28 protein-coding genes, 1 pseudogene and 1 riboswitch are annotated in these 26,340 nt (G+C 37.2%); of the genes and pseudogenes, 23 read left to right on the forward strand and 6 right to left on the reverse strand.

Features of this window, described 5'->3' with window-relative positions; genetic code table 11:
* Window positions 1-94: 94 nt before the first annotated feature.
* Window positions 95-238: a hypothetical protein gene (locus AWM68_RS21595; RefSeq protein WP_156488466.1), complete on the forward strand. Its 144-nt coding sequence runs from the start codon at window positions 95-97 to the stop codon at window positions 236-238.
* Between the two features lie 173 nt (window positions 239-411).
* Here AWM68_RS21595 and AWM68_RS19315 read toward each other — a convergent pair whose 3' ends face one another.
* Window positions 412-840 carry a DUF3888 domain-containing protein gene (locus AWM68_RS19315; protein WP_066245473.1) on the reverse strand — a complete coding sequence of 143 codons (429 nt, stop codon included), beginning with the start codon at window positions 838-840 and terminating at the stop codon, window positions 412-414.
* A 113-nt stretch (window positions 841-953) separates the two neighbouring features.
* On the opposite strand from AWM68_RS19315, the gene AWM68_RS21600 reads away from it, so the two are divergent.
* The 5 genes from AWM68_RS21600 (at window position 954) to AWM68_RS19340 (ending at window position 5,789) form a co-directional block, all read left to right on the forward strand.
* Window positions 954-1,109 (forward strand): tRNA U-34 5-methylaminomethyl-2-thiouridine biosynthesis protein, encoded by a 156-nt coding sequence (locus AWM68_RS21600; RefSeq protein ID WP_156488467.1) that lies wholly within the window; start codon window positions 954-956, stop codon window positions 1,107-1,109.
* A 342-nt stretch (window positions 1,110-1,451) separates the two neighbouring features.
* Window positions 1,452-2,231, forward strand: a complete 780-nt coding sequence (locus tag AWM68_RS19320; RefSeq protein ID WP_066245476.1) for an alpha/beta fold hydrolase — start codon at window positions 1,452-1,454, stop codon at window positions 2,229-2,231.
* 351 nt (window positions 2,232-2,582) lie between these two features.
* On the forward strand, window positions 2,583-3,221 hold the full coding sequence (locus AWM68_RS19325; RefSeq protein ID WP_066245479.1) for a DUF3885 domain-containing protein: 639 nt from the start codon (window positions 2,583-2,585) through the stop codon (window positions 3,219-3,221).
* Between the two features lie 111 nt (window positions 3,222-3,332).
* On the forward strand, window positions 3,333-3,971 hold the full coding sequence (locus AWM68_RS19330; RefSeq protein ID WP_066245480.1) for a lysoplasmalogenase: 639 nt from the start codon (window positions 3,333-3,335) through the stop codon (window positions 3,969-3,971).
* 462 nt (window positions 3,972-4,433) lie between these two features.
* Complete coding sequence (locus AWM68_RS19340) at window positions 4,434-5,789, forward strand: SMI1/KNR4 family protein (protein WP_066245483.1); 1,356 nt, start codon at window positions 4,434-4,436, stop codon at window positions 5,787-5,789.
* 188 nt (window positions 5,790-5,977) lie between these two features.
* On the opposite strand, the gene AWM68_RS19345 is transcribed toward AWM68_RS19340, so the two are convergent.
* From AWM68_RS19345 to AWM68_RS19360, 4 genes are all read right to left on the reverse strand, one after another.
* Entirely contained in the window at window positions 5,978-7,231 is a 1,254-nt protein-coding gene (locus AWM68_RS19345; RefSeq protein WP_066245485.1) for an FtsW/RodA/SpoVE family cell cycle protein, read from the reverse strand.
* Window positions 7,222-7,566: a PadR family transcriptional regulator gene (locus tag AWM68_RS19350; protein ID WP_066245487.1), complete on the reverse strand. Its 345-nt coding sequence runs from the start codon at window positions 7,564-7,566 to the stop codon at window positions 7,222-7,224. The genes AWM68_RS19345 and AWM68_RS19350 overlap by 10 nt, the downstream gene beginning before the upstream one ends.
* A 467-nt stretch (window positions 7,567-8,033) precedes the next feature.
* Window positions 8,034-8,978, reverse strand: coding sequence for a formylglycine-generating enzyme family protein (locus tag AWM68_RS19355; protein WP_066245489.1), 945 nt, complete (start codon window positions 8,976-8,978; stop codon window positions 8,034-8,036).
* Between the two features lie 72 nt (window positions 8,979-9,050).
* Entirely contained in the window at window positions 9,051-10,511 is a 1,461-nt protein-coding gene (locus AWM68_RS19360) for a sulfatase family protein (RefSeq protein WP_066245491.1), read from the reverse strand.
* Between the two features lie 1,352 nt (window positions 10,512-11,863).
* Here AWM68_RS19360 and AWM68_RS19365 point away from each other — a divergent pair.
* From AWM68_RS19365 to AWM68_RS19440, 16 genes and pseudogenes are all read left to right on the forward strand, one after another.
* A pseudogene (locus AWM68_RS19365) lies at window positions 11,864-12,151 on the forward strand (GNAT family N-acetyltransferase); the annotation flags it as partial.
* 70 nt (window positions 12,152-12,221) lie between these two features.
* Window positions 12,222-12,644, forward strand: a complete 423-nt coding sequence (locus AWM68_RS19370) for a hypothetical protein (RefSeq protein WP_066245493.1) — start codon at window positions 12,222-12,224, stop codon at window positions 12,642-12,644.
* A gap of 328 nt (window positions 12,645-12,972) precedes the next feature.
* A complete protein-coding gene (locus AWM68_RS19375; RefSeq protein WP_066245495.1) occupies window positions 12,973-13,416 on the forward strand; it encodes a GNAT family N-acetyltransferase in 444 nt (147 codons plus the stop codon).
* 127 nt (window positions 13,417-13,543) lie between these two features.
* Window positions 13,544-14,716 carry an FAD-dependent monooxygenase gene (locus tag AWM68_RS19380; RefSeq protein ID WP_066245497.1) on the forward strand — a complete coding sequence of 391 codons (1,173 nt, stop codon included), beginning with the start codon at window positions 13,544-13,546 and terminating at the stop codon, window positions 14,714-14,716.
* A 180-nt stretch (window positions 14,717-14,896) separates the two neighbouring features.
* A riboswitch (cobalamin riboswitch) is annotated at window positions 14,897-15,077 on the forward strand.
* A 143-nt stretch (window positions 15,078-15,220) separates the two neighbouring features.
* Window positions 15,221-16,180, forward strand: coding sequence for an ABC transporter substrate-binding protein (locus tag AWM68_RS19385; protein ID WP_066245500.1), 960 nt, complete (start codon window positions 15,221-15,223; stop codon window positions 16,178-16,180).
* Window positions 16,143-17,207, forward strand: coding sequence for a FecCD family ABC transporter permease (locus AWM68_RS19390; RefSeq protein WP_066245502.1), 1,065 nt, complete (start codon window positions 16,143-16,145; stop codon window positions 17,205-17,207). Before AWM68_RS19385 ends, AWM68_RS19390 begins: the two co-directional genes overlap by 38 nt.
* Window positions 17,204-18,661, forward strand: coding sequence for a heme ABC transporter ATP-binding protein (locus tag AWM68_RS19395; protein WP_066245504.1), 1,458 nt, complete (start codon window positions 17,204-17,206; stop codon window positions 18,659-18,661). Before AWM68_RS19390 ends, AWM68_RS19395 begins: the two co-directional genes overlap by 4 nt.
* A complete protein-coding gene (gene cbiB, locus AWM68_RS19400; RefSeq protein WP_331710060.1) occupies window positions 18,661-19,617 on the forward strand; it encodes an adenosylcobinamide-phosphate synthase CbiB in 957 nt (318 codons plus the stop codon). The genes AWM68_RS19395 and cbiB overlap by 1 nt, the downstream gene beginning before the upstream one ends.
* Window positions 19,592-20,674, forward strand: a complete 1,083-nt coding sequence (locus tag AWM68_RS19405) for a pyridoxal phosphate-dependent aminotransferase (protein ID WP_066245508.1) — start codon at window positions 19,592-19,594, stop codon at window positions 20,672-20,674. Before cbiB ends, AWM68_RS19405 begins: the two co-directional genes overlap by 26 nt.
* Window positions 20,671-21,261, forward strand: coding sequence for a bifunctional adenosylcobinamide kinase/adenosylcobinamide-phosphate guanylyltransferase (locus tag AWM68_RS19410; protein ID WP_066245510.1), 591 nt, complete (start codon window positions 20,671-20,673; stop codon window positions 21,259-21,261). The genes AWM68_RS19405 and AWM68_RS19410 overlap by 4 nt, the downstream gene beginning before the upstream one ends.
* Complete coding sequence (locus tag AWM68_RS19415; RefSeq protein ID WP_066245512.1) at window positions 21,236-22,042, forward strand: adenosylcobinamide-GDP ribazoletransferase; 807 nt, start codon at window positions 21,236-21,238, stop codon at window positions 22,040-22,042. Before AWM68_RS19410 ends, AWM68_RS19415 begins: the two co-directional genes overlap by 26 nt.
* Entirely contained in the window at window positions 22,012-22,626 is a 615-nt protein-coding gene (locus AWM68_RS19420; RefSeq protein WP_231868469.1) for a histidine phosphatase family protein, read from the forward strand. The genes AWM68_RS19415 and AWM68_RS19420 overlap by 31 nt, the downstream gene beginning before the upstream one ends.
* Window positions 22,578-23,006 carry a bifunctional adenosylcobinamide kinase/adenosylcobinamide-phosphate guanylyltransferase gene (locus tag AWM68_RS19425; RefSeq protein ID WP_066245514.1) on the forward strand — a complete coding sequence of 143 codons (429 nt, stop codon included), beginning with the start codon at window positions 22,578-22,580 and terminating at the stop codon, window positions 23,004-23,006. The genes AWM68_RS19420 and AWM68_RS19425 overlap by 49 nt, the downstream gene beginning before the upstream one ends.
* 18 nt (window positions 23,007-23,024) lie before the next feature.
* Window positions 23,025-23,612: a cob(I)yrinic acid a,c-diamide adenosyltransferase gene (locus AWM68_RS19430; RefSeq protein ID WP_066245516.1), complete on the forward strand. Its 588-nt coding sequence runs from the start codon at window positions 23,025-23,027 to the stop codon at window positions 23,610-23,612.
* Window positions 23,605-24,090: an ECF transporter S component gene (locus tag AWM68_RS19435; protein WP_066245518.1), complete on the forward strand. Its 486-nt coding sequence runs from the start codon at window positions 23,605-23,607 to the stop codon at window positions 24,088-24,090. The genes AWM68_RS19430 and AWM68_RS19435 overlap by 8 nt, the downstream gene beginning before the upstream one ends.
* On the forward strand, window positions 24,087-24,806 hold the full coding sequence (locus AWM68_RS19440; protein WP_066245519.1) for a hypothetical protein: 720 nt from the start codon (window positions 24,087-24,089) through the stop codon (window positions 24,804-24,806). Before AWM68_RS19435 ends, AWM68_RS19440 begins: the two co-directional genes overlap by 4 nt.
* A gap of 126 nt (window positions 24,807-24,932) precedes the next feature.
* Here AWM68_RS19440 and AWM68_RS19445 read toward each other — a convergent pair whose 3' ends face one another.
* Complete coding sequence (locus AWM68_RS19445; RefSeq protein WP_156488469.1) at window positions 24,933-25,208, reverse strand: hypothetical protein; 276 nt, start codon at window positions 25,206-25,208, stop codon at window positions 24,933-24,935.
* A 227-nt stretch (window positions 25,209-25,435) separates the two neighbouring features.
* Between AWM68_RS19445 and AWM68_RS19450 the strand changes: the two genes are divergently transcribed.
* On the forward strand, window positions 25,436-26,311 hold the full coding sequence (locus tag AWM68_RS19450; RefSeq protein WP_066245522.1) for a manganese catalase family protein: 876 nt from the start codon (window positions 25,436-25,438) through the stop codon (window positions 26,309-26,311).
* The last annotated feature ends 29 nt before the right edge of the window (window positions 26,312-26,340 follow it).

Consider the following 26,340-nt stretch of genomic DNA (forward strand, 5'->3'; position numbering starts at 1 on the left):
ACTTTTTTATTGATGATAATATTTTGCTAGCTAATTATAAAATTTCCAATTAATGTTATAATTAATTATTACTTACGTTTAGGAGGATATTTTTATGGAAACAGCGGGAACTTGGCTTCCACTTATGGGGCTTTTTTCTTTTATTCTACCATTAGGTTTGGTTGTCTTTGTTGTTGTGATGTTATATCAAATGAATCAATCTTTAAAAAGAATAGCTGACAAATTAGATGAAAAGTAATTAAAATTGTTAGAAAGACATTATTTTTCTTATAAACGACGTGTGCATTTTCATTAATAATCTATTCGATAATCGGGTGCGTTGGTCAAAGAAGGAATAACGTCTTTTTATGGAACTTTTTGAACAAACACATTGTTGCCTTTTTGAACCATTATGTAAGTGCAACAAAAATATTATCTAAGTATATGTTTCCAATTAGGAGGAAGCTCATAGGTACTTAAATGCTCAAATTTATTAAGTTTGATTAAGCTCGGTATTGTAGGTGCAATTTCAAATACTAATCGATCTTTACCTACTGCAATATGGGGTCCCACTGTAGGTTCAACTTCAAGTGTATATATAAAGTGAAATGATCGGAATTGACCTATTCTCTGAACTTTTGTCACTTTAATATCATATGGATAAACGGTAGGGTTTGTTGTTAGTATACGCGAGTAATATTTCTTAATTAATTCATCTATAGGCAATAAAAGCATTATTGTATCTTGATATTGTAGCTCTCTGGAATCTTGGCTGGTATCAATGAATTCTGCTTTGGAAGGCGATTGAAACAATACAATTAACACAAGAAATGAAGAAATAACAGTTACCTTTTTTATCATTTTTAACTCCACTTGTGAGACTTTTAAAGTTAGTTTTCCGATTTGCAACTGAATAATACAAGTTGTTGCAAATTACTTATCTTTTAAAAGAATTAAATTGAGGATGGGGATTTATGAAGGGTTTACTATTAGCAATTTCAGGTGCTATTGTTAGTTGGTTGCTTTGGGGGTTATTTACAAAAGATTTTGAAACAGATTCCGTTATTTTGCTCATAATTGGCATTTTTATAGGACATAGTATTGGAAAAAAGGAAAGCTCATCTACATAGAGAAGTAAATTTTCTTGTTCAACTATCGGGTGCGTTAGTTGAAGATCGCAGAGCTATTAACGTAGCTCTTTTTTTATTGAAATACTGGAGCAGGTTCAGTTGAACATTTATAAGGCATGGTAACCATAAAAAATGCGTATAAATTGAATCGTATCAATAAATTCTTATTCAGAAGTAAAATTTAGATAAAATTGTGAGGATTACACTTAAACTACATGTAGGATAGTTCGTTAACCCCCGTCCTTTTCGTTTCTCTGACCAACAACTGGAATAGGTACTCATCTATGTTACCCAAAATGAATATCTTATTGTTGAAACCATATTAACTAGGGGGGAATCTTCATGGGATACTTTGTTACCGTAGAGCCAGGTGTGAATTTATATGTAGAAGATATTAACCCGGGGGGAAATAAGACCATTGTGTTTTTACATGGTTGGCCGTTAAATCATAATCAGTTTGAATATCAGTTTAATATTCTTCCTGCTATGGGTTACCGCTGTATTGGTATAGACTGGAGGGGCTTTGGTAATTCGGATAAGCCAATGAGTGGCTATACTTATAACAGACTTGCAGATGATATCCGCACATTAGTTGGTACACTTCAATTAAACAACTTTACTCTCGTAGGTCACTCTACCGGTGGGGCTATCGCAATTCGATATATGTCTCGTTACAACGGTTTTGGGGTATCAAAGCTTGTTCTTATTGATGCAGCTGCTCCAACTGGATTTACCGTAGAAACTGCTAATAACTTTCTTAAAGAAACTTTAAATGACCGCCCTAAAATGATGCAGGACGTAACAGATGGCTTTTTCTTTCAGTATATAACTAAACCATTCTCGGACTGGTTTTTGCAAATGGGATTACAAGCAGCTAGTTGGTCGACAGCTGCTATTATAATTACGTTAAGAGATGAGAAGTTGCATGCGGATCTTCCAAAAATTAATGTTCCTACTTTAATCATTCACGGCATTCATGACAAAGTTATTCCATTTGTACAAGCTCAGGACCTAAATGAAAAAATAAGAAATTCACAGCTTGTTCCATTTCAATATAGTGGTCATGGCCCATTCTGGGAAGAACGTGACAAGTTTAACCAACTATTGACACAATTTATTTAGTTAAAACTTTGATCTAAATTCAAATACACGGAGAACGATAGCACAATAATCAGGCAATCGGGTGCATTTCTTCAAGAAGGGGAAGTGCTCTTTTTTAACAAAGGGGTTGATCAAAATAAAAACACTATTACAAAGTCTTATTATATTCACTGGTTTATATTGTTTAATACATATAATATTTGGCTTAAGATTTAACTCCTCCATTAACTTGGCTACTAATATTATTCAAGCTTTGTTTTTCGGATTTTCTTTTTTATACGTAAGTTTATATTGGAAAGAAGCTAAAAAGTAAATTGTGTATTATCAAATTAAAAAGCTAATAGTTAATCGAAAGGGTTTGGTGTCTAACCAATGTTATTCAAAAGTTACATGCATAAAAAATTCCCCAACTTAGAACTCAGGCAGCCTTTGTACTACAGTTGGAAGAATGCCATTAGGTTTGAGTTAGGGATTGAAGAGTTACGAGATTATGAAGCCGATAGTCTATATCTTACCGAAGTTTATAAACGTGCAATAACCCTTTTTGATTCTGTAAATCAATGTAATGATGAGATTTTCGTGGTAGCAAATATAAGTGATTACGGATATGGTATTACATCTAGGCATAAATTAAATGTATTTCTTAAGTATATCAAGCAAAAAGATGTCCTAAATAAATTGAATCATACAATAATACCTTATGTTTATCCCGAAGATGATGATGAGGGAGATTGTAAAACACATCGATTTATACTTAAATGTAAAGTCTCTGATATTAAATACCTTTCAATGATAAAAGCGATATGTAATCAAGATATGGGAGTTAAGCCAAGTATTAATCATGAAATTTTCTTTATAAACATAAAAAAAGAAACGATTTTCATTATTTATGATGATAGAGGTTGTGACATTTTAGCTAGTTCACGAGAATCACTATACAACATTTACAAAGAATATAATGGCTGGATCTTAGATTATGATCGTAAGGAAATTGATAGCATTTTCAGTTGATACACTGTTTAACAATCGGGTGCATTCCTTAAGAAGGAGAAGTGCACTTTAATATTGAACTATATGAAAGATTATTGAAGAGGTTACAATAAAGAAGGAGTAGCGATTACAATGACATTTAATCTTCTTTCTTCCATCATTCTTATTTCATCCTTAACTTACCTTTTTGCAATTAAATATAATAATCAAACTCTTATATATATTCTTAAACCCGGGACAATGCTCATGATCATTCTTATGGCACTAACTAGTACACCCTCGTCCTACGCCTGGTGGATTATCATCGGTTTGTTTTTGTCATTAATAGGTGACATATTTTTAATGGTCCCTAACGATCGATTCCTCCATGGCCTTGTATCTTTCCTTGTAGCTCATATTTGTTACATTATAGCCTGCCTACAAATGCAACCTCAGCAGGTGGAAGTGAATGTATTTCTTACAGTTTGTTTACTAACAGTAGCAGTTTTATTTTTTATTCTATTAGTAAAAGGAAAACGATTTAAAAGGGGATATCCTCTAAAAGTTGCGGTGTTTATTTACATAGTATGTATTACTAGTATGGTATGGGTTTCTATTTTGACAGAAAATCCATTTATAATAATGGCTGCTTCTCTTTTTTATTTTTCAGATGCAACACTTGCTTGGGATCGATTCATTAAACCTCTAAAGTATAGACACTATTTAGTGATGTCTACCTATTTTCTTGCACAATATTTATTTTCTTTATCCATTCATAAGGTAGTTTTATAAAGACATAAAGTTATTTATTAATAGTCAAAAAACGGTTGCATTTCTCCAAGAAGGAGAAGTGCACTTGTTTTTATTAAAGTTTATTAAAGTAAAGGGCAAGAATGTTTTGAGATATGAATTTAATCCAGAGGTAAAGTTATTACTAGTGAACCATTCGGATGAAAAAGTAAAGATGGTTTATATGGAGGATTCTTGGTTAATGTCCAAAATTGGGCTTAGACCACCTTATTATTGCTATCCAAGTTACGAACTTAATTATCCAATAATCTTAATAGGCAAAAAGACTTCTATACACAGTATGGAAGTCTCTTTGAAACCTAAAACAAATTCAACAAAAGGGTGCATTTCATTAAGAAGGAAATGTACTTTTTCTATTGAACTATAAGAAAGACATATAAGTAAATAGTTAATACGGATAAATTAAAGGGGTATAAGTAAGGGGTATAAGTAAGGGGTATAAGTATGAAAGATTGTGAACTTCTTTTATCAAGCTGGGAACAAATATTACATAAATTAAGTGAAAACAACGGAAATGTCCACCCCATTGAAATTGGAAAAAGAGCAACAATACAAGAGATTGAAGCTAAAGAAAGAGAGTTGGGTTATCAATTACCACCTTCGTATAAATACATATTACAGAACTTAGGGAAATCACTTTCGTTTTATTACTCCTTTTCTGAAGATACGATGATTCCAAGTGAATATAATGAAATATTCTCTGGAGAAATAAATTGGAATATTGATTACCTTCAGAACTTGGATGAATTAGCTGACGAATTGTTTGAAGACGGAGAAGATTATGGAAAGACACTCAGGGGGAAATTAGAGTTTGCTCATGCAGGTAATGGAGATGTATATGCATTTGATATGTCAGTTGAAAGTGAAGAAAAACCAGTTATTTATTGGGATCATGAAGAAGACACAGTCACTTATATTGCGGATTCATTTATTGATTATTTATTGAGAATTACTGAACTAGGATGTATTGGAAGTGAAAAATGGCAGCTTGAATACTTCTTAAGTGATGCAGGCTTGGCAACAACAAGTCCCTCAGCAGTAAAATGGAAACAATGGTTTGAATCATTTTCAGAGACAACGTTAAATGATGTGAAAAATAACATTAAACAGTTAATAGCTTTTGTTGTTTATCGTGAAAAAGTTGATAAAAAAACAATTGAAATTCTCAATAAATTTAATAAAAAAGAGTTATTTAACTTTTGTTTAGAAGAATTACATAAAAAAGATGCATTTGATGATCAGAAGATAATATGTGAGATAATCGGTAGAGTTTTTGGAGTAAACGTTGAGGAATGGGTGATAAGCTTATGGGAAGCTAAGCAATTTACTCTGGATGAAAGATTACGTTCTTTCTTAACGGCAAAATGTATGAGTAAGGATAAAGGATTACGTTTAGTAATAAATTTTTTAGAACAATTACCTAATAATAGTATAGATGGTTATGAAGCACTCTCCCATCTGAAGGATTTTCAATCACGTAAGGTCATTGAATGGATGGAGAAACACGTTAGGTTTCCAGTAACAGAAGGTTGGGACGAACTCTTTTTAAGATCAAACTTTTCATGGGCTGACTTAGAGAGGTGGACCTCATTAGAAGAGAAGCATGAAGTAACTGTAATTCACGCTTTGGAGAAGTATGTTGAGGAGAAAGTCGCTAATGATTTTCATTATGATATATTAGGACTTCCAACCAAATCGGATTTTACTGATTTTCTTGTTAAATTACGTGATAAACAAGTATTAAAAAAAAGAAGACACCCGATAGAAGATATGATACAAAATATAAATATTTTTTATTAAGTTTGTGAGAACATGTAATTCCACAGACAAATACAATAGAACAACAAAAACACGGTAAGAACGGTTTGAGTATAAAGGATCTGTACTTTTTATCACCAATTTAGTCCATTAAAAAATCTCAGACTAACAAATAGTCTGAGATTTTTAGTAATGGCTTCTTGTCGCATCGAATCCATTATGTGTTGCTTCTAATTACTTTGCGGAAAGTGAGCCAAGGAAACTGCTTCCTTGTTTTTTCGCCTTCTATATACGCTAAGGATCAATCCTACGGAAATCATCTCCAGCAATAAGTGTGAACCTCCATAACTCATGAATGGTACGGGTACACCAGTCAGTGGAGATAAACTGAGATTCGTCAGTAGGCTTAGTATAAACTGAGCTGAAAAGACTGCTGCCAGTCCTGTAATCAGTAATTTTCCATAAGGGTGATTCACACTTTTGGCGGTAATCAATATTCTACAAATAAAAAATATAACCAGGGCTAAAGCTATTAATGCAGCTAACCACCCAAACGAATAAATGATGTACGCTAAGATTAAATCTGTATGAACCTCAGAAATAAAACTTGGGGACACCTGGAGGGCACTCCCTATTAAATAAGCCTCACCTATTTTAAAATCTGTATAGCTCTGTGAAAGAGATAGCAGATTCCAAATGGGCCATATAGAAGCAACAACTGTGAATGTTATCGTTTGCTTCAGATTGGAACTTGACGTATGCATGATTGCAGCGCATACAATGATGCTAATTATAGTAGCTGCGAAAGCTCCTGTAGTCGCCATTAATAGAATGGGAATTGACATAATACCTATTCCAAACCATGACTTTTGGTTATCATTCCAATCCCAAGAATGAAACATTCCAGCAAAGGTTACGACCAAAAGGAATGGAGTGATTTCGGTGAAATTAATAGTGGCAAAGCCTACATTTAAAAATGGCACATCATCGACTCTAACACCAATAAGAACGGTTAATAAAAGTATGAGGATTGTTGCCGCATAGATGTACTTGGAGTACTTCATCAATCTTCTGTAATCAATCATAAATAGGCTAAGCATGAGCACGACACCCAACAAGTAGTAGACAAGACTTTTATTGAAAATTTTCATTTCTTGAAGCTCTGTAAAAGCCGAGTGGAATTGCAAATAATACATAACCAGCAGCCCGAATAGAGAAGCTGTAAGCACTGACAGCAAGGTTTTCACATCCATAGGGGCTTTATGTGTTTTGTTAAGCTGCTTTCCCAAAACTCCTACATCTCCCATACGAGCCAATGCTTGATCGATCGCCTCTTCTTCTGAAAGTCCAGTACTCATGAACTCCTCTTTGAGCGTATGAAGGTGATCGTGGATCTCCAATTTTATATGGGCATGAACATCCTTATTTTTTATCCGTTTACACAGATCACTAATATACATTTCAAACTTATCTTCTAATCCCATACGATTTTCTCCCCACGTAAAACTTCGTCAACAGCATTCTTGAAAACGGACCATTCTTCTTTTTTCTCTTGAATAAATTCTTTGCCCTGGTCATTAATCTTGTAATATTTTCTCTTTCTCTTTCCAGTCCCTTCGCCCCAGTAAGATACAATGAGTTCTTTCTCCTCAAGGGTGTGAAGGATGGGATAGATGGTGCCTTCCTTAAAACTAAAAATCCCATTAGACTTCGATTCCAGTTCTTTGATAATTTCATAGCCGTACATTGGTTTAGAATTAAGCAAACTCAAAATAAGAGTAGTGGTACTACCCTTAAGCAATTCTTTGCTTATCTTCATAAACATTCACCTCCATATACATAGTAAATCTATGCATAGTAATTATATGTATAAGTTAAGATATAAATGAATTTCTGTCAATATGTCTATAAAAAATGTTTTATAAAACAAAGGTTCAATAATTAATTTTTTAAAAGCTACTTTTTTAATAGTTCGAATTTGACCTGACCTCAGTAAAAAAGGATAACAGTCAATAAGAACTCCTATCAATTTGATTTTTATGTTTATAAAGCAAACATTGATTATTCAACATATGGGTGGTTTTTGAAGGAGAAGTGCTCTTTTTTATTGAATTTATTGAACAAATAATTAGGAGTAGGATTATCTACTGTAATATTGGAGGAGTTATTGTCTATCGAAAGAGATTTAATGATACCGCAGAACCTAAAAAAAGAGGCATGACTTCAAAAGTTCTACTTTTGGACATCCTCTTTTTTAAAAGATCCTCTAAAGGACCTTTCATGATATTAATTTGCATTTGCTGCACAACGAAACCCCAAATTACCTGTTGAGCTATCAGGCGTATTTGCACTTCTACCGGCTACTCGGTATCGATTGCAATAAGATTGATGACAAAGATAAGATCCACCTTTTGTCACTTTGGAATGTCCCTTAATTGGTCCAGTGGGATTACTAATGCTATTTAATTCATGTATAGGGCTAAACCAATCAGAGCACCATTCCCATACGTTCCCTACCACATTGTACAACCCATAACCGTTTGGCGAATAAGCGTCTACAGGTGCTGTTCCTATATATCCGTCTTCAGCCTTGTTTTCATTAGGGAAATGCCCTTGCCAAATATTACATTGATGTTTTCCGTCTTGCTTTAATTGATTGCCCCATGGATATTTCTTTTGTTCATATCCACCGCGTGCAGCATATTCCCATTCAGCTTCAGTAGGTAGACGCTTCTTTTTCCAATTACAATAATGAACCGCATCATTCCAAGAAATGTGTACGACGGGATGGTTCATGCGGTTTATAATCGTTGAATCTGGTCCCTCTGGCTGCTTCCAAGAAGCTTCATTTACAACAAGCCACCAAGGTGTTTGTTGTGGCACCTGAGTGGTTTGACGTTTCACATTTTCAGACACTAGAAGGTGAAAAACAAAGGACCATCCAAATTTCTCTGCTTCCGTCATATATCCGGTACTTTCAATAAATTGAGCAAACTCTTTATTGGTAACCGCATACGCATCGATATAAAAGGGATCGACATGTACTTCTCGTACCGGTCCTTCGCCATCTTCAGGAAAACCTTCCTGATCATCTGTCCCCATCAAAAAGCTTCCACCTTCTAAATAGATCATATCTTCTTTATATAGATTTAATTCTGCAGCTTTTTCACTGGTTGCGAGTTTGATATTTTTATTCGTTCTGTTTACTGCGCAACAAGCTTTATTCACCATTCTATATACCTCCTTTAAGAAATAGACTGTTTCTACCCGAAAAGGTTGTTTGATACAACTTGATTAAAAGGCTTATTCGAATTCTCTAGGATGACGTTTTTGAAGTTCTGCAATATGTAGTTCCCGTCCAGTTTCTTTTAATCGTTCAGCATACATTTTAAGATGCCCATTAGCATGATAAGGGCCGCCTTCTTTCATGACTGTCCATAATGGATCTACATCGTTATCCATGGTCTTCATCATTTCATCGTGCCATTCGTTTAAATAGTATACCGCTTCCTTACAAATGTCTTTCCGATCGTTCGCAAGATTATGTTGCTCATGAGGGTCTTCTTTTAGATTAAATAACATTTCTTTGTCAAAAAGGTGATAACCGTCATGATAGGTTCGAACATAAAGCCAATCTCCAAAACGAACACCACGTTGACATACGTGAGCACATTGAGAAATGACTAGAAACTCTCGATCACTCTCTTTTCCATTTTGAAGAACGGAAGCATAGCTCATACCATCCCAACTCTTTTTGGCAGGTTTGTTAAAAAGTTCTGCCAATGTAGGGATTAAGTCTATATTGTAGTGCAATCCATGATCTACGTGCTGTTTTAGCATTCCTGGCCACCGAATAATCATCGGTATTCTACACGTTGCGTGATCTGCTGTTCCGTGTTCACCATAAATTCCTAATTCTCCTAAATTCTCTCCATGGTCAGCAGTGATCACAATAATGGTTTCATCCAAAACTCCTTGTTTTTCAAGGTTTGTGAGGATTTTCCCAATATGTTCATCCATATAACGAACGCCACAATCGTATCCATCGATCATTTTTTTCATGTCGTCCATACCTTTTATTTCAACGGGATACCTTGGGAATTGTGGCAATGGATTACTCCAAAACATATCAATCTCGTGGACACTATGTGGACCAACACATTCTTTGTGTTTCTCTAATACGTCTTTATTAAGCCAATTTGGAAGGTCATCTTTTTTAAACGGATTTCCAAAACTCTCCGGAACACGATACGGGGTATGTGGGTCCCAATAGTTTACATATAAGCACCAATCATCTTGTGTTGCATTGCGATCCAACCAATCTATTACAGTAGGTGTAACTTCTTCAGCGGATTCCATGCCACAATTACCTGTATTATAAATCTCATTAAATCCTGCATTAAAATGCCAAGCTGAATGTCTTTCAGGGAAAGGACTGATTAGGGTGGTTTTCAAGCCCTCACTACGTAAAAAACCAGCTAGACTTTCTTGTACTAAGCGATCCTGAAAATCACGTTTTGGTCCCTCGTGACGTAGATCTGCAGCTGTACCACCATGACCAACTGCTCCGTGATGTATACCGAATTGTCCTGTCATAAGGCTTGTACGAGAAGGAAGACAAGGCGCATCGGTAGTATAATAATTACTAAATCGAACTCCTTCCTCAGCCACTTTATCAATATTTGGGGAAGTATTTCGGTGATACCCATAACAACCTAGGTGGTCTGCACGTAAAGAATCTAGATCTAAAATTAACATTCTCATAATCTTTAATCTCCTTTCGTTATCATATACGAGCATCGAAACGTTTCGAAACTAGTATATATGGAATTGTATTCGCTTTCAATGCTATTTTGAATTTTCTATTTTATTGAACTATAATTATCATCTAATTATTTTTAGGTTTTTGTTTAAAAGGAGTATTGATGAAAATAGAATTAGTGGAGTAACTCTGATAATTACTACTATATACAAAGTTAACCGTACTTAATAAAGTAATAAGGTTTACTTCAGGAAGATAAGGTATAGTATATTGTTGAATAGATTCTCTTTTAAGATAAAAAAAATAGGTGAACAAAGTGGGTAAATTTTCAATTGGATAACAAAGGTAAGGTAGCTGTGACAAAGTTTCATGAAAAAACGCGCCTGCCAAATTTGATAAAAAGAAGCATGTTAAAAAAATACGTGCAGAGTATTTGAAAAAGAAACAAAAACAAAAAGATGAATAAAAGAAATGAAAACATAGGAAGATTAAATGCTCCCTATGTTTTTCTAATTTTAAAATCTATTTGGATATCTTCTTAATCGGTGAATTTCTTTAGAAGGAAATGAACATTTGACTAATTTATTTTTAAAAACAACAGGAACTTGGGTTTTCTCCATTAAGAATTAAACCTCTTGACTCTTCTCTTGAGTAGTTGTTCTCCGGATACACTAATTCCATAAGAATGTTGATAAATAATGATGATACAAGATCTGACTAATTTTTTGAATAATTTCATGAAATTAAAAATACATTTGAAAGGAAATGGGTTCTGTATAAGGAGGTACACAATGGGGTATCCAACTGGAGGCACACTTGGGAGTCCAATGGAGAATTTAATCAAGGTTTTTAGAAATCATCGATTTATTCGAAGCGAACCTGATAGGTAACCAAAGTTAATTTAACTTGTGAGTTATTTTTAACATTTTAGAGTATGAATTTAGCAGATAAATACCTTCTATGATAATAAGGTTTTTTTGCATCCATAAACGCTCACGAATAGAACCCTTAGTCCTTTTATGGGTTCTTTTTTATTTCTCCATACTGTTTGAAATCATACCAAAAGATTTCTTTTAACTATTCAACAATAGGGTGTAAGAATGGGACAAGGTGAATAATAGGTTACTTTATATCCTTCAGCAATCCGGTGCAATTCTTCAAGAAGGAGAAGTGCACTTTCTTATTGAACTGAGGAGATAGAGTAGAACTGCTAAGGAGTTATATGAATGATTATAAAAGCTGAAATAAAGGGAGCTTCCCTTTCAGGAGAGTACAAAAGTCCTTATTGGAATTAGAATTAGAAGTTGAGACTTTGAAATTAAGTTTAGTGTAATTGATTGTTTAAAAGAGTTGCCTTCATAGGATTGACTGGGACATTCCAAAATGTGAAATGGGATACTGGATTAATACAAAATATAGCGGAAAAGGCTATATAACGGAAGCAGTAAAGGAGTTAGTTAACTTTGGGTTAAATCATCTCGCATTTAGAAGAATTGAAATACGATGTGACTCAAAAAACGTAAAAAGTCGCTTAATAGCGGAAAAACTGGGTTTTATATTAGAAGGTACTTTAAGGAATGAAGATCTATCCGCAGATGGCAGCCAGCTTACTGACACTTGTATCTATGCTAAAATCAATTAACAATTTAGAAAAGTTTAAGGTATAGGAAGGGATTATATGAAAATCACCCTATAACAAGGAGTTTTTGATCATGAGTATGGCAACCTATATCGGTTTGAACTTTGAAGTTCAACTAAGTGAATACCTTACGAAGGATGAAGTCGAAATATGTTATGTTTTTTCAGATGAAGAGAACCGTGGTGTAGTGAAGCAGAACCATTTTACGACGTCCTCTATTTATGAAGTTTCTGAAAAAGGTCATCCTATTTGGCAAATGAATGAATATCATAGGATTCATTCTCCACATAACTATGAAAAATCCAAAAAGACTTTTCTCTATTTATGTCACCTACTAAAAGAGTTGCTTCCTCAAGGCGATTATTGCGAAATTTATATTTGTTGGTTAGGTGAAGAAGGTGAAGAGCGTGAGGGGAATTTGAAAATTGATTTAAATGCATTACAAATTGAAACAATAGAAATTTATGAAAAGTGCCTACTTAGAATACATAACTAAAGTGTGTAATCCAAAAGTGTGGTGACAGGTTGATTATTGAAGTTATAAAACTTAATTATCTGATCCTTAGCAAAAGAGCACATTCCTTTAAGAAAGGAATGTGCTCTTTTTTATTGAACTAATAAAAGCCGGATCATAGATATGAAAAAAGGAGATCAATAGGTTAACAAAACAACAACTTATAGATATTAAAAAACTACAAAAAGATTGTGAGTCTCATGATCATATAAAGCTAAAACTTAAGTATTATTAAATACACCGGCGGAATCAGATGCAGCAAAAGCTTTTTTATATAAAATAGGCGCTAATTACATTTTCAGAACATCAAATGGTGTGGCAAGAAAAATCCTTACAGCCGGTGGAGGATTTAACCCTCCGACAAGCAGAAGTAGATGATTTAGACATGCGTATCCGTTTATCTGTTGAAGCTTTCGGGATGTCTCGAGAAGATGCCCAGTCCATGGAACGGTCGTTTGAAAAAGAAGGAAACACGAATATGTTAATGATCGATGTCAATGGACAAACAGTAGGGAAAATTCGTGTTTCGCAAAAAGATGGGCAAGCTTGGATCTATGGGTTTTCCATTTTACCAGAGCATCAAGGTAAAGGAATTGGCAGGAACGTGTTGCGCCGAGTCATAAAAGATCAAAGTTCAGTTGGGCATTCGGTACATCTAGAAGTTGAAACAAAAAATGATCATGCTCTTGGTCTATATAAAGCAGTGGGATTCCAAATTGTACATTCACAGGATTACTATTTATATAGACTTTAAATTAAGTTGATTTAGAAAGTGCTACAAATGAATGTTTCGATAAAGAGGTTATGATTGAATTTTTCTTGCACTACACCAAATTGTTATAATTAATATACATCAAAGGATTGCAGGAAAGGTGATCAATATGGGTATATCAACCACTTCCCCAAAGATAATCGTTAATGGTGGTGGATTAGGTGGACTTTCAGCAGCAAATGCCTTGCAGCAGGTAGGGATAGACGTTTCTGTATACGAGAGGGCTACAGAACTTAAGGAAATGGGAGCAGGAATTGTATTGGCTGCAAATGCTATGAAAGCATTGGACAAGTTGGGTATAGGCGAACAGGTTCGTAGAATGGGTTCACCCGTTAAAAAAGCAGAAATACGAACTTGGGATGGTAAGCTTCTTTTGAATTTACCAGTTCACAAACAGGCAAAGCGATATGGGACATACAGTTATTTGATTCATCGAGCAGATCTACAGCGTATTTTATATGGAAATTTAAAGCCAGATACTGTTTTTTTAGGAAGAAAGCTTGTTCGTAAAGAACAGAATACGTCGAAAATAAGGGCGATATTTGAGAACAAAGAAGTAGTTGAAGGAGATCTATTAATCGGTGCAGACGGAGTTCACTCTCAACTAAGGAGATCCTTAATCGGCTCGTCACCTCTTCGTTATTCTGGGTTTACTGCTTTTCGTGGCATATCCCATTTTGAAGATGAACGCTTTCCAATTGAACTGGGAGGAGGTTTTGAGGCTTGGGGACCAGGCAAAAGGTTCGGATACTCTCATTTGGGTAAAGGGAGAATCTTTTGGTTTGCAGCTATTAATACCCCTCTTGGAACTCTGAAGACAACGGAGAACAGAAAAAATACAGCTTTGGATCATTTTAAGGGATGGTGGGGACCAATAGAAGGGGTAATTGAGTCTACTGAGGAAGCAAATATTCTCACTCATGAAATTTTTGATAAAAAACCAATTAAATCTTGGAGCAAGGGTATGGCTACCTTACTTGGAGATGCGGCGCATCCAATGCTGCCAAATTTGGGACAAGGCGGTGCCCAGGCATTGGAAGATGCTATAGTACTATCGCGTTGCATTGTGAAGCATCCCGAAGACATTCAACAAGCTGTTAAGATATATGAAAGAATCAGAATTCCTCGAACTGCAAAAGTTGTAAGGGGATCAAGAGCTATGGGGAAATTCATGCAACTTGAGAATCCAATATCCATCCAACTTAGGAACGTTTTACTGCGTACGATGCCTGACTCCCTTCAAATTAAGCGTTTAGAATGGTTGATTGGATATGAAGTGTAAAAGTGACGTGCTTTCTAAAGTAAGGAATAAATTTTTGGACTGAACCAGGACGTTATTTATTTTAATTCCGGTAGATGACGAGTATGCTGATTTTACATTGTCGTTCATGGTTTGAAGACACTTAATTTATTATTCTAAAAATTTTCTTCATATTTTTGGATAAAACGGTATAATGGTGATAGCTGAATACACGGATAAGGTTCGTTTTTTATAAACGTTAAAAGGGAAGCTGGTTAAAGTCCAGCACGGTCCCGCCACTGTAATCGGGAGAGCTTCTTAAAATCCACTGTTCAAGACGAATGGGAAGGAAAGAAGCTTGATGAACGAGAGTCAGGATACCTGCCTTATCTGTCTGTCTGTGCAACCTTCGAGGAAAAGGTGAAGCAATTGTAATCATCGTATATCATGATTTTTACTATTGATTTGCTCTCCTGAACAAGGAGAGCTTTTTTCTTTTGCACGAAAAACAGCTAAATACTTATACATAACTGGAGCGTGAAGATTTTGAAGAAATTTACACAAATGACCATGATGCTTTTATTGGTGATCGCCATCATCACGGGTTGTTCAACCGCAAATGAAACAGCTGATCAGAACGGTAAGGGTTCACAGAAAGTACAATCAGATTTTCCTTTAAAAGTAAAAGATGCTAGCGGAAAAGAAGTAACCATTGAGGAACGGCCTGAAAAAATCGTTTCTTTAATTCCGAGCAATACGGAAATCTTGTTTGCTCTTGGGTTAGAGAAAGAAGTTGTAGGTGTTTCTGATTTTGATAATTATCCAGAAGCTGCTGCAAAAAAGACAAAGATCGGCGGAATGGAATTTAACGTTGAAAAGATTGTTGGATTAAAGCCTGACCTTGTTTTAGCTCACGAATCAGGCATGGCTACAGCAAAAGACGGGTTAAAACAACTTGAAGATGCCGGTATTGCTGTATTTGTCGTAAAGGATGCGACTAATTTTGACGACACGTATGACTCCATTGATACAATTTCAGAAGTGACTGGAACAGAGAGTAAAGGCGACGAGATCATTAAGGGGATGAAAGATGACCTTGCTGATATTGAAGATAAAGCGAAATCCGTGAAAGAAAAGAAAAAAGTATGGGTAGAGGTATCACCTTCCCCAGAGATCTATACAGCTGGTAAAGGTACGTTTATTGATGAAATGCTCAAAGCGATTAACGCGGAGAACGCAGCAGGTGACCTAGATGGATGGGCAAAAGTATCAGAAGAACAACCAGTAGCTTACAACCCAGATGTAATCGTTACAACTTACGGCTACTATACGGAAAAGCCAAAAGAACAAGTGATAGCAAGAAAAGCTTGGAAAGATGTAAGTGCTGTTAAAAATAATAACATCTATGATGTACATTCGGACAAAGTGACACGTCCTGGTCCGCGATTGATTGAAGGAGTGGAGGAGCTTGCAAAAGCTATCTATCCAGATGTTTTCAAAAAGTGAAATATATGTTTCTTATGGAATACTTTTTATCTTAATCGCTGCATCATTGGTTTTGGGGATATCGATCGGATCTGTGTCGATCCCCCTTTTTCATGTCGTACAAATTTTGGGTGCAGAAATTTTTAATTATCCATTGCGAGCGCCGATTAATGCTTCGACAGTATCGATCATTATGCAAATCCGGCTCCCAAGGGTGCTCCTTGCCATGTTAGTTGGTTTTGCATTATCTCTCGCGGGAGCTGCGTTTCAAGGTCTCTTGAAAAATCCTTTAGCCGATCCTTATACACTCGGCGTTTCTTCAGGATCTTCGCTTGGAGCGGTCATCGTACTGTTCTTTGGGGTTCAGCTTCCGGGTCTCGGACATTTTACCTTGCCAGTCGTTTCGATTGCTGCTGGTTTTTTTACGCTAGTTGGTGTGATCTCTTTTGCACGTTTGGTACAGAGAAACTTGTCTGTGGAAACCATTATCTTAGCGGGCATTCTATGTAGTTCATTTCTTGGCTCCCTTATATCACTGCTGATCGCCTTATCAGGTGAAGAACTGCGTCAGATCATCGGCTGGCTTTTAGGAAGTGTTTCGATGAGAGGCTGGTCATACGTTTCTTTAATCACACCTTTTCTTGCAGCAGGTTTGCTCATGCTACTTGGGAGCGCAAGGGAACTAAATGCTATGTCTTTTAGTCAAAGTGATGCAAAAAACATCGGTGTTGATGTGAAGAAACATACGACAATCGTTCTGATTGGAGCGTCATTCGTAACAGGGTCAGCGGTTGCTGTATCCGGAACAATCGGTTTTGTCGGCCTTGTTATCCCACATATCGGAAGAATGCTATGGGGAGTCGATCATAGACACTTGCTTCCTCTTTCGATGTTGCTAGGTGGTGTGTTCTTGGTGCTGGTTGATTTATTGGCACGCACTATTATTGCGCCAACTGAGTTACCGATTGGTGTTCTGACCGCGATCATTGGAAGTCCTGTATTTGCCATTATTTTTATTCAACATCGACGAAGGAGGATGACCGCATGATCTCTGTTGTCAATGTAAGTGCAGGATATGAAGGGAAAAAGGTCTTAAATGACCTCTCTCTATCCCTATCAAAAGGGAAGATGACTGGAATCATCGGACCAAATGGAAGCGGAAAAACCACTCTGATGAAAGTATTGAACGGAACACATCCTTTGGACAAGGGAGAAGTTCTTATAAAAGGGAAAAGGTTGCAAAACTATACAGCAAAAGAACTGGCAAAAGTAATGGCTGTCTTGCCGCAACATGCAGGAAGTTCATTTGATTTTACGGTTCAGGAAGTCGTAGAGCTTGGCCGATATCCGTTTTACAAGGGACTGCTAAAGGTGGCGAGTGCACACGACGAGCAGGTAGTAAAAGAGGCGATAGAGCTGACGGGTGTTCAGGATTTTGTACACAAAAGCATCAATCAGCTAAGTGGTGGAGAACAACAGCGAGTCATGCTGGCAAAGGCACTAGCTCAAGAACCTGAGATCCTGCTCCTTGATGAACCAACAAACCATTTGGATCTCTCGTATCAGATAAAATTAATGGATTTATTGAAGAAATGGGTATATACAAGGAAGTTAACCGTCGTTGCAATTCTACATGACTTAAATATTGCTAGCCTTTATTGTGATGAAGTTATTTTGTTGGATGATGGAATCGTTAAAGCAAACGGGCATCCACGAGCGATTATGAATAAGGAACTTCTTCAAGAAGTATATTATACCCCTTTAACTCGGAGGGACCATCCTGAAGCACCAAGCCCAATAATCGCACCCGTACCTGAAATGAAAACTCAAGAAAAATCGATTCAAAAACTCGAACTAACTGCTACAAAAGAGCTCATGGTGTTTTCTAGTCCTTTTCCTTTAAAGACATTATCGTCTGCATTGATAGGTGGAGGTTTTCAGTGGGCATCCACATTTGTAAACCGCCACGTAGATAAGAACTATTATATTGATGACGCCCACAATGAATATCGAAACTATTTGAAAGAAAAACAGTTTAATCCGCATGACACGATTGGTATGATGACTGCTGCTAGATTGGGAGATGCTAGTGTAGTTTCAATACAGAAGGAAGATTTCGCTCTCTTGATAGCTGTCACAGTTGGTACAGGGAACGCGGTAGATGCCGCTCAATCATGGATTCGAAAAGAAGAAGCCACAGTCGGAACCATCAACATTTGGATTTTTATTGAGGGTGTATTAACAGATGAAGCGTTTGTTCAGGCGATGATGACGGCAACAGAAGCGAAAACAAGTGCACTAAGTACATATAACGTACTAGATCCTCTTTCAAAAACGGTTGCCACAGGAACTTCAACAGATAGTATATGCATAGGATCTACACAATCCGGTACACATATGAGGTATGCAGGGACGATAACACCAGTTGGTAAGGCAATTGGTAAAGGCGTATTCGAAGCAATCGGACAGGCCATTGAAAATTATAGAAAGAGAATGATGTGATGCTCTACCATTTGATAAGTATTGTCTTAGCTGTCTGTATTGATCAGGTTATTGGAGACCCTCGGTGGTTGCCTCATCCCGTAAGAGGATTTGGGAAGATGATCTCGACCGCAGAACGCCTTTTAAATAAAGGAAGACATAAAAGAAAAAAAGGGGTTCTCATGCTTCTCTCGGTCCTTTTTATCACATGTACTCTCTCTATGTGCGTCGTATGGGCAGCTTATCATCTTCATGTGGTGATTGGTATTTTAATAGAGTCGGTTCTAATCGCAACGACCATTGCAGCGAAAGGGTTAAAAGAAGCGGGTCTCTCCGTCTATGACCCGCTTATCCGAGAAGATATGAAAGAGGCGCGTTTCAAGCTTAGCTGGATTGTTGGTCGTGATACAGATCAACTTCAGCAGTCTGAAATCGTGAGAGGTACGGTTGAGACAATAGCAGAAAATACAAGCGATGGAGTGACATCACCACTCTTCTTTGCTTTGATCGGCGGTGCACCGCTCGCTTTCGTATATCGAGCAGTGAATACGTGTGACTCGATGGTAGGGTATAAGAATGATAGATTTTTAGAGTTTGGCTGGGCATCAGCAAGATTCGATGACCTTTTAAACTATATTCCTGCGAGGCTGACGGGTTGGCTAATGATTTTAGGAAACAGGAAAAAGAAAAAAATAAGAGTTTCGTGGCTTAAACAAGAAGCGAAGAATCATCCTAGTCCGAATAGTGGTTGGGGAGAAGCAGCTGTTGCAGGAATTCTTGGCATCCAACTAGGAGGAACAAATACATATAAAGGGGTCGTTTCTCACAGACCCGTTATCGGTGAAGCATATTCGGACTTAGAACCTGTACATATCGTAGAGTCTATATCCATTATGGAAAAAGCAGTAGTATGGTTTACTGTATTTTTACTAGCGACAGGAGGGATCTTTCTTGCAGTTACCGAGTCATGGGGCTAATCCTCAATTGCTTGCCCAATCATTAAAAAGTGAAATGATAAAAGGTAGTTTGGATTTTAGTGTTAACGTAAATCCATTTCCGCCGCTTAAAGAAATAGAATCTACTTGGGGCAATCTATACGAAGAGATTCTTCATTATCCCGATCCAACGTGCAGTGATTTTATCCAAATAGCCACTGGAAAAGATGGAGTGGAAAAAGAACAGATCCTCCCAGGAAACGGAGCAGCTGAACTGATCTTTTTGATTGCTCAAGCTTACCGAGGTAGCAAAGTACTGATTGTAGAACCTGCTTTTTCTGAATACCGAGATGCCTGTACTGCAAACGGATGTGAAGTATATTCATACCTTACAAAAAAGGAAAACGCTTGGAAATTGAATGTAGAGGAGTTACAAGCTCATCTTACCGGAAAGAAACTTTGCTTCCTCTGCCATCCGAGTAATCCAACAGGCACATCTTATACATTAGATGAATTAGAGGCTATCATCAATCTTACTGCAACCTATGATGTTACATTGGTCATTGATGAAGCATTTCTTCACTTTATGGAGAAGCCCATATCCGCGGTACCCTTTTTAAAGCATTATTCACACCTCATTATTTTAAGATCACTGACTAAAATGTTTCATCTACCAGGAGCTCGAATCGGTTATGCACTTGCATCTGAGGAACAAATTAATTGCCTTAAGGCCCTTCAGCCGCCATGGAGTGTAAACGGGGTCGCACAAAGACTAGGCTCAATTTGTCTGATGAATGGTGAAATGTACATAAAACAAACAGCCCAGAACATCTCTTTAGAGAGAAGAAGAATTTTTCCTATACTGAATTTTTTCGGGTTTGAAGTTTCCCCTTCTTCAGTAAACTTTTATTTACTGCAGCGAAAGGAATCGCGTGAGGATCACTTTCCCCTGCTGCAATTTCTGTTTTCAAACGGAATCATTGTCAGGCATACAGAAAACTTTAGAGGAATTGATGGAAAAGGTCTGCGCATAGCTGTTCGTACACCAATTGAGAATGATAGGCTTCTCACTGTTCTTGAAAGCTGGACATACTCATGATTATTTTTATAACAGGGGGTGTGAGAAGTGGTAAGAGCAGTTTTGCGGAAACGATAGCTGTTTATTATGGTGGGCAAACTCCACTTCATTACATCGCAACTAGTGCCAGGCAAGATGATGAAATGAATGATCGAATCAAGAGACATCAAGAAGCGCGTAGGGTAAGCAGGTACAGGTGGAAAACGTGGGAGCATCTACGAAACATACACGAATTAGAACAAAGTATTGAACCAAACCGTGTTATCCTGTTGGATTGTTTAACCAATCTGCTGACGAATGAACTGTTTCATGGCTGGGAAAGCAAGCGGAAACAGTGGTTGGAACTAAATACAAGAATGAATATCTATAAAAAAATAATGGATGGAATTAGCATGCTTGGAAAGAAAAATATCCTGATTGTGGTGTCCAATGAAGTAAACTATGGTCTGCCGATAAATGATAGTGGAACCTATTTTTTTGCACAATTGCTAGGCAATCTTCATCAAGGCTTGGTTCAAAAAAGTGACTGGGTGTATCAAGTGGAACAAGGTTTACCCATTTTACGAAAGGGGCCGCACGAACTTGAAAAACAGTCCATCGTTTTCTAGATTGCTTCATGGATTGGGGCTTGCTGTTCAGTTTTTGACAGCTATTCCTCTTCGGATATCGTTTCAGTGGACAAAGGAGACGAGTAACTGGAGTTTTCGATTCTATCCATTTATTGGACTGTTTCTCGGCGGACTAGTCGCGATACAGGCTTTTTATCTTTTAGACCATTCGAGCTTCTCACTGTTGATCATATCGTTCTACTTGTTCACGTTTTCTGTTTTCCTGACAGGTGGATTGCATCTAGATGGTTGGATGGACGCAAGTGATGCTTATTTTTCATACAGAGATATTGAGAAAAGACTTCAAATCATGAAAGACCCGAGAACGGGTGCCTTTGGCGTATTATCTGTACTTTTTTTATTAAGCTGGAGGTTCTTATTCATGTATGAAAGTGTAGTGATGATAGGGGCAGATATATGGTTAATCTTCTTACTTGTTCCATTCCTATCAAGGACGTGGATGGGCGTTCTTCTCTTCATTACTCCTCTTGCAAAAGAAGAAGGCATGGCCTATGAGATCCGAAAAAATGTAGAAAGAAGAAGTGTTAAGTTTTATGGATGGTATGGGGGAATTGCTTTATTACTAGCTTTTTTGTCAGGTGGAGGAATGATTGTTCTTGTCATGTTGGGAGTAAGTATAATAGGTTTTTTGTTAAGTAGAAGGTTTATTATCAAACAATTTAGCGGGATAACAGGGGATACAGTCGGAGCATTTACAGAAGGGATGGAAACATGGTTATGGTTCGCAGGATGGCTGTTACTCTCATACGTCATGGCTTAACAAAGGCCAACCAGGAAAAAAGATATATAGGTCATTCAGATCATTCCCTCTGTGAGAAAGGGAAGACGGAGCTTTTGGACCTAAAACCATATCATGGATACTTAAAACCGGACCTTGTTTTAACAAGTGACAGAAGACGCTGTTTAGAAACGGTTGAGATTTTATACCCTGATGTACACATCAAGATTTGTGAAGAGTTTAGAGAATTGAACTTCGGTGATTGGGAGAATAAGACGTACGCTGACCTTTGCAAAGATCCTACATACCAAAAGTGGCTTAATCAGCCAAAAGAAGTCTGTCCACCAAATGGAGAAGACTTTACTGAATTTAAAAAGCGTGTATCCCTTGGATGGGAACACAAAGTGGTCCCCTTATTTAAGAATATCGAAATAAATCATGTTGTAATCCTTACACATGGTGGACCGATTCGATATCTATTGTCTCAATTTGCACAAGAAAAGCGGGATTTTTGGGAATGGAACGCCCGACATGGACAGGGTTATACGCTTAATTGGGAAGGAGGAATGGAGGGGAGATGCACTTTGTTACAGGCGGCGCCTTTAATGGAAAAGCAAAATGGGTGATGAAATCCTATGGTGTTACAAGGGAAGATTCTGCATGGTTTAACGGATATGAATCTGATGATTTTGATATCCTTTCTTCAGAACATGCACTCATTGTGTTTGAAGGGTTAGAGCATTTCGTAAAACATGTGATCAGGGAAAACCACTCAGATCCTAAAGAGAAGTTAGAACAATATTTGAAAACCTGGCATATGTGGGAACAAGAAGCAACGAATCGGAAGCTTGTTTTGATTGGTACGGATATTGGAAAAGGGATTGTACCGATAAATAAAGAAGACAGACTTTGGCGTGACTATACAGGCTGGTTCTACCAAGACATTGTCATGGTCGCTAAACACGTTGATGTTATCTGGTACGGACTTTCACAAAACTTAAAATGAATTGAAGGAGTAAAAAGTATGAAACTCTATACACGGACAGGCGATAAAGGAATGACAAGTGTAATTGGCGGAAGACTTGCTAAAAGTGATATCCGCGTAAAAGCATATGGGACGTTAGATGAGCTAAATAGTTTTGTAGGGTTAACCATAGCTAAACTACATGAACCCAAATTCGATGATATCAAAAACGAGTTGATTAAAATTCAGCATGAGCTTTTTGATTGCGGCGGGGATCTTTCAGCGATTTCTAAAGGTTATACCTTTAAGGCAAAAGAAGAAATCATTACGTTTTTGGAAGAAAGAATTGACGTGTACATAAAAGAAGCACCAGAGTTAGAACGGTTCATCTTGCCTGGAGGGACGGAGGCTTCTTCTTATATTCATGTTTGCCGCACCATTGCTAGAAGAGGTGAAAGAGAAATTGTGGAGTTACAGCAGTCAGAAGAGATACATCCCGTTGTTTTAAAATATGTAAACCGATTATCTGATTACTTTTTTGCGATAGCCAGAGTTGTTAATTCCCGGTCTGGACTAAAAGATGTGGAATATGAACGGAGTGCGGTCGTTTTCCGTGGTGGAAAACGTAAAGAAAATAATAATGAATAAAAAGTATGTGATGTTCATCGTGTTTCTCTCTTTATCGGCAGCAGGCTCATTCCTTAAGATTCCATCACCTGTAGGGAGTGTGGCATTTGATTCTATGCCTGCTCTTTCGGGAGCCGCACTCATTTCACCGGTGTTTGGTGTCGGAGTCGCAAGTTTAGGTCATCTTATCTCCGCATATCTTGCTGGCTTTCCACTAGGACCGTTGCATATTATAATTGCTGTGCTTATGGGTGGGTTTGTTTTTCTTTTTGGTTTGCTTTACCGCTTAAATAGAAAAAAGACAGCCATTTTTACATTTATTGCAGGAAACGGGTTTTTTGCTCCTCTATTCTTTTACCCGTTTCTCGGGAAAGCAGTGGTTTTGGCACTACTCCCAAGTTTATTGGTTGCAACTATTTTAAATGTTATAGCTGCAATAATCATCATTCCAAGAGTTAGACCTTCCATGCAAAAGTCTCTTATCCGGATAAAGCCATGACTAGTTATAGAAATCTTTTACTTTTACCGCTTCAGGATGATCAGCTTTTAACGGTAGCTTCCGACAATTCAGGCAATATAGGAGAAAAAAGGGATGACGCCGTAAATGTGCCTTATGACATAGTCGCCTATTATGGAACAAGAGTCTGTCTCATGGAAACGCTAGCTACTGCTTCCAAACCTAAAACCTTAATTATTCATTCTTTTAATGATGAAAAAGCATGGTCTTCCTTGGTACAAGGAGCTACAAGAGCATTTGAAGAGTTAGGGCTGGATAAAATTGAAATTACGGGAAGCACAGAAAGCAATTTTTCTTTAGTACAGTCTGCTACGGGATTTACACTAATTGGTTCGATTAAAAAGCAGAAGCTACGAACCATAATGGCACCCTATGATGCACGTTATGCAGTTGTGGGAAAACCTCTTGTGGGAGATGAAATTATAAAACATCCTGATGAAATTCTTCCTCTAAAATTATTCAAGAAATTATGTGACTTGGAAGAAATTTATGAGCTCATTCCAGTTGGTTCTAAAGGAATTAAAAAAGAACTCGATCAGATATGCAAGCAAGGCGGTGAATACAAAAGCGCTTTACCGCTAGATAAATCAGCAGGTCCATCAAGTTGTATCTTAATCAGCTACGATATAAAAAATGAAAAACGTATTAAAGATCTAACAGGAGACCTCTTTTATCCACTATTTCTAAACAAAAAGTAATCTATTTTAAAAAAATGGAAAGCTTAAAAGGCTATTCTTTTAAGCTTTCTAGAATAAAATTAGTTTTACTATCTAATCTAAAAATTTCATGTATCATATGTAACTGCTAGTTTTAACAACATAAATTTATGCTGGCATTAAAATTGGTTGTTCAGTTTCATGTTTAACTAAAACATGATATGTCTGATCTTCAAGTTTCTCTCTCACCACTAAAGATATCGTAATTCTACCTCTCAAACCTCTCAACTGTGTAAATCTCTTTGCACCTTTTTTATCAATTACGATCTTATCATCCTCAATATCTAATCCTACTGTTTCTCCTATTTCAAACTGAAGTCCTTCCCTCCAAACCAGTAAAAATAGCCTTTCCTGTTGTCTTAACGTCTTAAGTAGTACAACCATGAGATCATCCCAAATGTCGTTAGATGCATTACGGCTAACTTCATTATTTTTAGCTGAGTTTATGTTTTTAATGACTGCTTCAATCTTACTATCTAGAGCCCCAAAGCAAATAATTGCACATTCAAACATAGGCCTTTGTATATAAATCCTTTTTAAACTGTTTTATATGAAAACGACAGGGAACTCTTAAGTTGTGTTTCAAAATTCTTTTTCCCGGGAGGTATTATATGTTTCGCCACCAGAAGGAACTACAGTTTGAAATTAAGGTAGATCGTCCGGATCCACAGCTTGCCAAACAGGTACAAGAAGTGTTGGGCGGTCAGTTTGGAGAAATGACGGTAATGATGCAATATCTTTTTCAAGGCTTTAACTGTCGTGGAGAAGAAAAATACAAAGATATGCTGATGGATATTGGAACAGAAGAAATTGGGCATGTAGAAATGCTTTGTGCCATGATCAGCCAGCTGCTTGACGGTGCTTCGCCAGATGATCAAGCGAAAGCAGCTCAAGATCCTGCAACAGCAGCGATCATGGGCGGGATCAATCCGCAGCATCTGCTCGTAAGTGGCCTTGGAGGAATGCCGACGAACTCCAATGGTGTACCGTGGAACGGAGCATATATAGTAGCGAGCGGCAACTTGCTTGCTGATATGCGTTCAAATCTTCACGCAGAAAGTCAGGGTCGTCTGCAGGTAGCACGTTTGTATCATATGACGAGGGATGAGGGTGTAAGAGCTGCCTTTCGTAAGATGCTAGCACGTGATCGTTATCATCAATATCAATGGATGGCAGCAATTGAGGAACTTGAGCAGCGTAACGGAGTGGTCGTACCAGCTTCATTCCCGCCTGAGGCAGAACTTGAATCACAGACTGAAGCATATAAGTTTTGGAACCTTTCGGAGGGGCAGGAGTCAAAAGAAGGGTTATGGGCTACCGGGAGTGCTCCAGACGGAACAGGAGACTTTGTTTATGAAGCAGACCCAGTGCCGCTTGGAAATATTCCGAATCCAGAAATTCCGGCTTCATCTCTGCATCATGACTTGGATGGAAAGAAATTTAAGAACTCCGATCAAGAGACCCGTACAACTAATAGAAATTATTGATCTTCCTTTTTACTAATAAGGTGATCATG

This window comes from Fictibacillus phosphorivorans (assembly GCF_001619875.1).
Classification (GTDB): Bacteria; Bacillota; Bacilli; order Bacillales; family Fictibacillaceae; genus Fictibacillus; species Fictibacillus phosphorivorans_B.

Excerpts from the sequence above, each read along its gene's own strand:
- AWM68_RS19430 (WP_066245516.1), top strand. The coding sequence starts at position 23,025 with ATGAAACTCTATACACGGACAGGCGATAAAGGAATGACAAGTGTAATT.
- cbiB (WP_331710060.1), top strand. The coding sequence starts at position 18,661 with ATGCTCTACCATTTGATAAGTATTGTCTTAGCTGTCTGTATTGATCAG.
- AWM68_RS21595 (WP_156488466.1), top strand. The coding sequence starts at position 95 with ATGGAAACAGCGGGAACTTGGCTTCCACTTATGGGGCTTTTTTCTTTT.
- AWM68_RS19425 (WP_066245514.1), top strand. The coding sequence starts at position 22,578 with ATGCACTTTGTTACAGGCGGCGCCTTTAATGGAAAAGCAAAATGGGTG.
- AWM68_RS19435 (WP_066245518.1), top strand. The coding sequence starts at position 23,605 with ATGAATAAAAAGTATGTGATGTTCATCGTGTTTCTCTCTTTATCGGCA.
- AWM68_RS19340 (WP_066245483.1), top strand. The coding sequence starts at position 4,434 with ATGAAAGATTGTGAACTTCTTTTATCAAGCTGGGAACAAATATTACAT.
- AWM68_RS19350 (WP_066245487.1), bottom strand. The coding sequence starts at position 7,566 with ATGAAGATAAGCAAAGAATTGCTTAAGGGTAGTACCACTACTCTTATT.
- AWM68_RS19320 (WP_066245476.1), top strand. The coding sequence starts at position 1,452 with ATGGGATACTTTGTTACCGTAGAGCCAGGTGTGAATTTATATGTAGAA.
- AWM68_RS21600 (WP_156488467.1), top strand. The coding sequence starts at position 954 with ATGAAGGGTTTACTATTAGCAATTTCAGGTGCTATTGTTAGTTGGTTG.
- AWM68_RS19445 (WP_156488469.1), bottom strand. The coding sequence starts at position 25,208 with ATGGTTGTACTACTTAAGACGTTAAGACAACAGGAAAGGCTATTTTTA.
- AWM68_RS19395 (WP_066245504.1), top strand. The coding sequence starts at position 17,204 with ATGATCTCTGTTGTCAATGTAAGTGCAGGATATGAAGGGAAAAAGGTC.
- AWM68_RS19370 (WP_066245493.1), top strand. The coding sequence starts at position 12,222 with ATGAGTATGGCAACCTATATCGGTTTGAACTTTGAAGTTCAACTAAGT.
- AWM68_RS19325 (WP_066245479.1), top strand. The coding sequence starts at position 2,583 with ATGTTATTCAAAAGTTACATGCATAAAAAATTCCCCAACTTAGAACTC.
- AWM68_RS19355 (WP_066245489.1), bottom strand. The coding sequence starts at position 8,978 with ATGGTGAATAAAGCTTGTTGCGCAGTAAACAGAACGAATAAAAATATC.
- AWM68_RS19420 (WP_231868469.1), top strand. The coding sequence starts at position 22,012 with ATGGCTGTTACTCTCATACGTCATGGCTTAACAAAGGCCAACCAGGAA.
- AWM68_RS19410 (WP_066245510.1), top strand. The coding sequence starts at position 20,671 with ATGATTATTTTTATAACAGGGGGTGTGAGAAGTGGTAAGAGCAGTTTT.
- AWM68_RS19330 (WP_066245480.1), top strand. The coding sequence starts at position 3,333 with ATGACATTTAATCTTCTTTCTTCCATCATTCTTATTTCATCCTTAACT.
- AWM68_RS19315 (WP_066245473.1), bottom strand. The coding sequence starts at position 840 with ATGATAAAAAAGGTAACTGTTATTTCTTCATTTCTTGTGTTAATTGTA.
- AWM68_RS19440 (WP_066245519.1), top strand. The coding sequence starts at position 24,087 with ATGACTAGTTATAGAAATCTTTTACTTTTACCGCTTCAGGATGATCAG.
- AWM68_RS19450 (WP_066245522.1), top strand. The coding sequence starts at position 25,436 with ATGTTTCGCCACCAGAAGGAACTACAGTTTGAAATTAAGGTAGATCGT.
- AWM68_RS19360 (WP_066245491.1), bottom strand. The coding sequence starts at position 10,511 with ATGAGAATGTTAATTTTAGATCTAGATTCTTTACGTGCAGACCACCTA.
- AWM68_RS19380 (WP_066245497.1), top strand. The coding sequence starts at position 13,544 with ATGGGTATATCAACCACTTCCCCAAAGATAATCGTTAATGGTGGTGGA.
- AWM68_RS19375 (WP_066245495.1), top strand. The coding sequence starts at position 12,973 with ATGGTGTGGCAAGAAAAATCCTTACAGCCGGTGGAGGATTTAACCCTC.
- AWM68_RS19345 (WP_066245485.1), bottom strand. The coding sequence starts at position 7,231 with ATGGGATTAGAAGATAAGTTTGAAATGTATATTAGTGATCTGTGTAAA.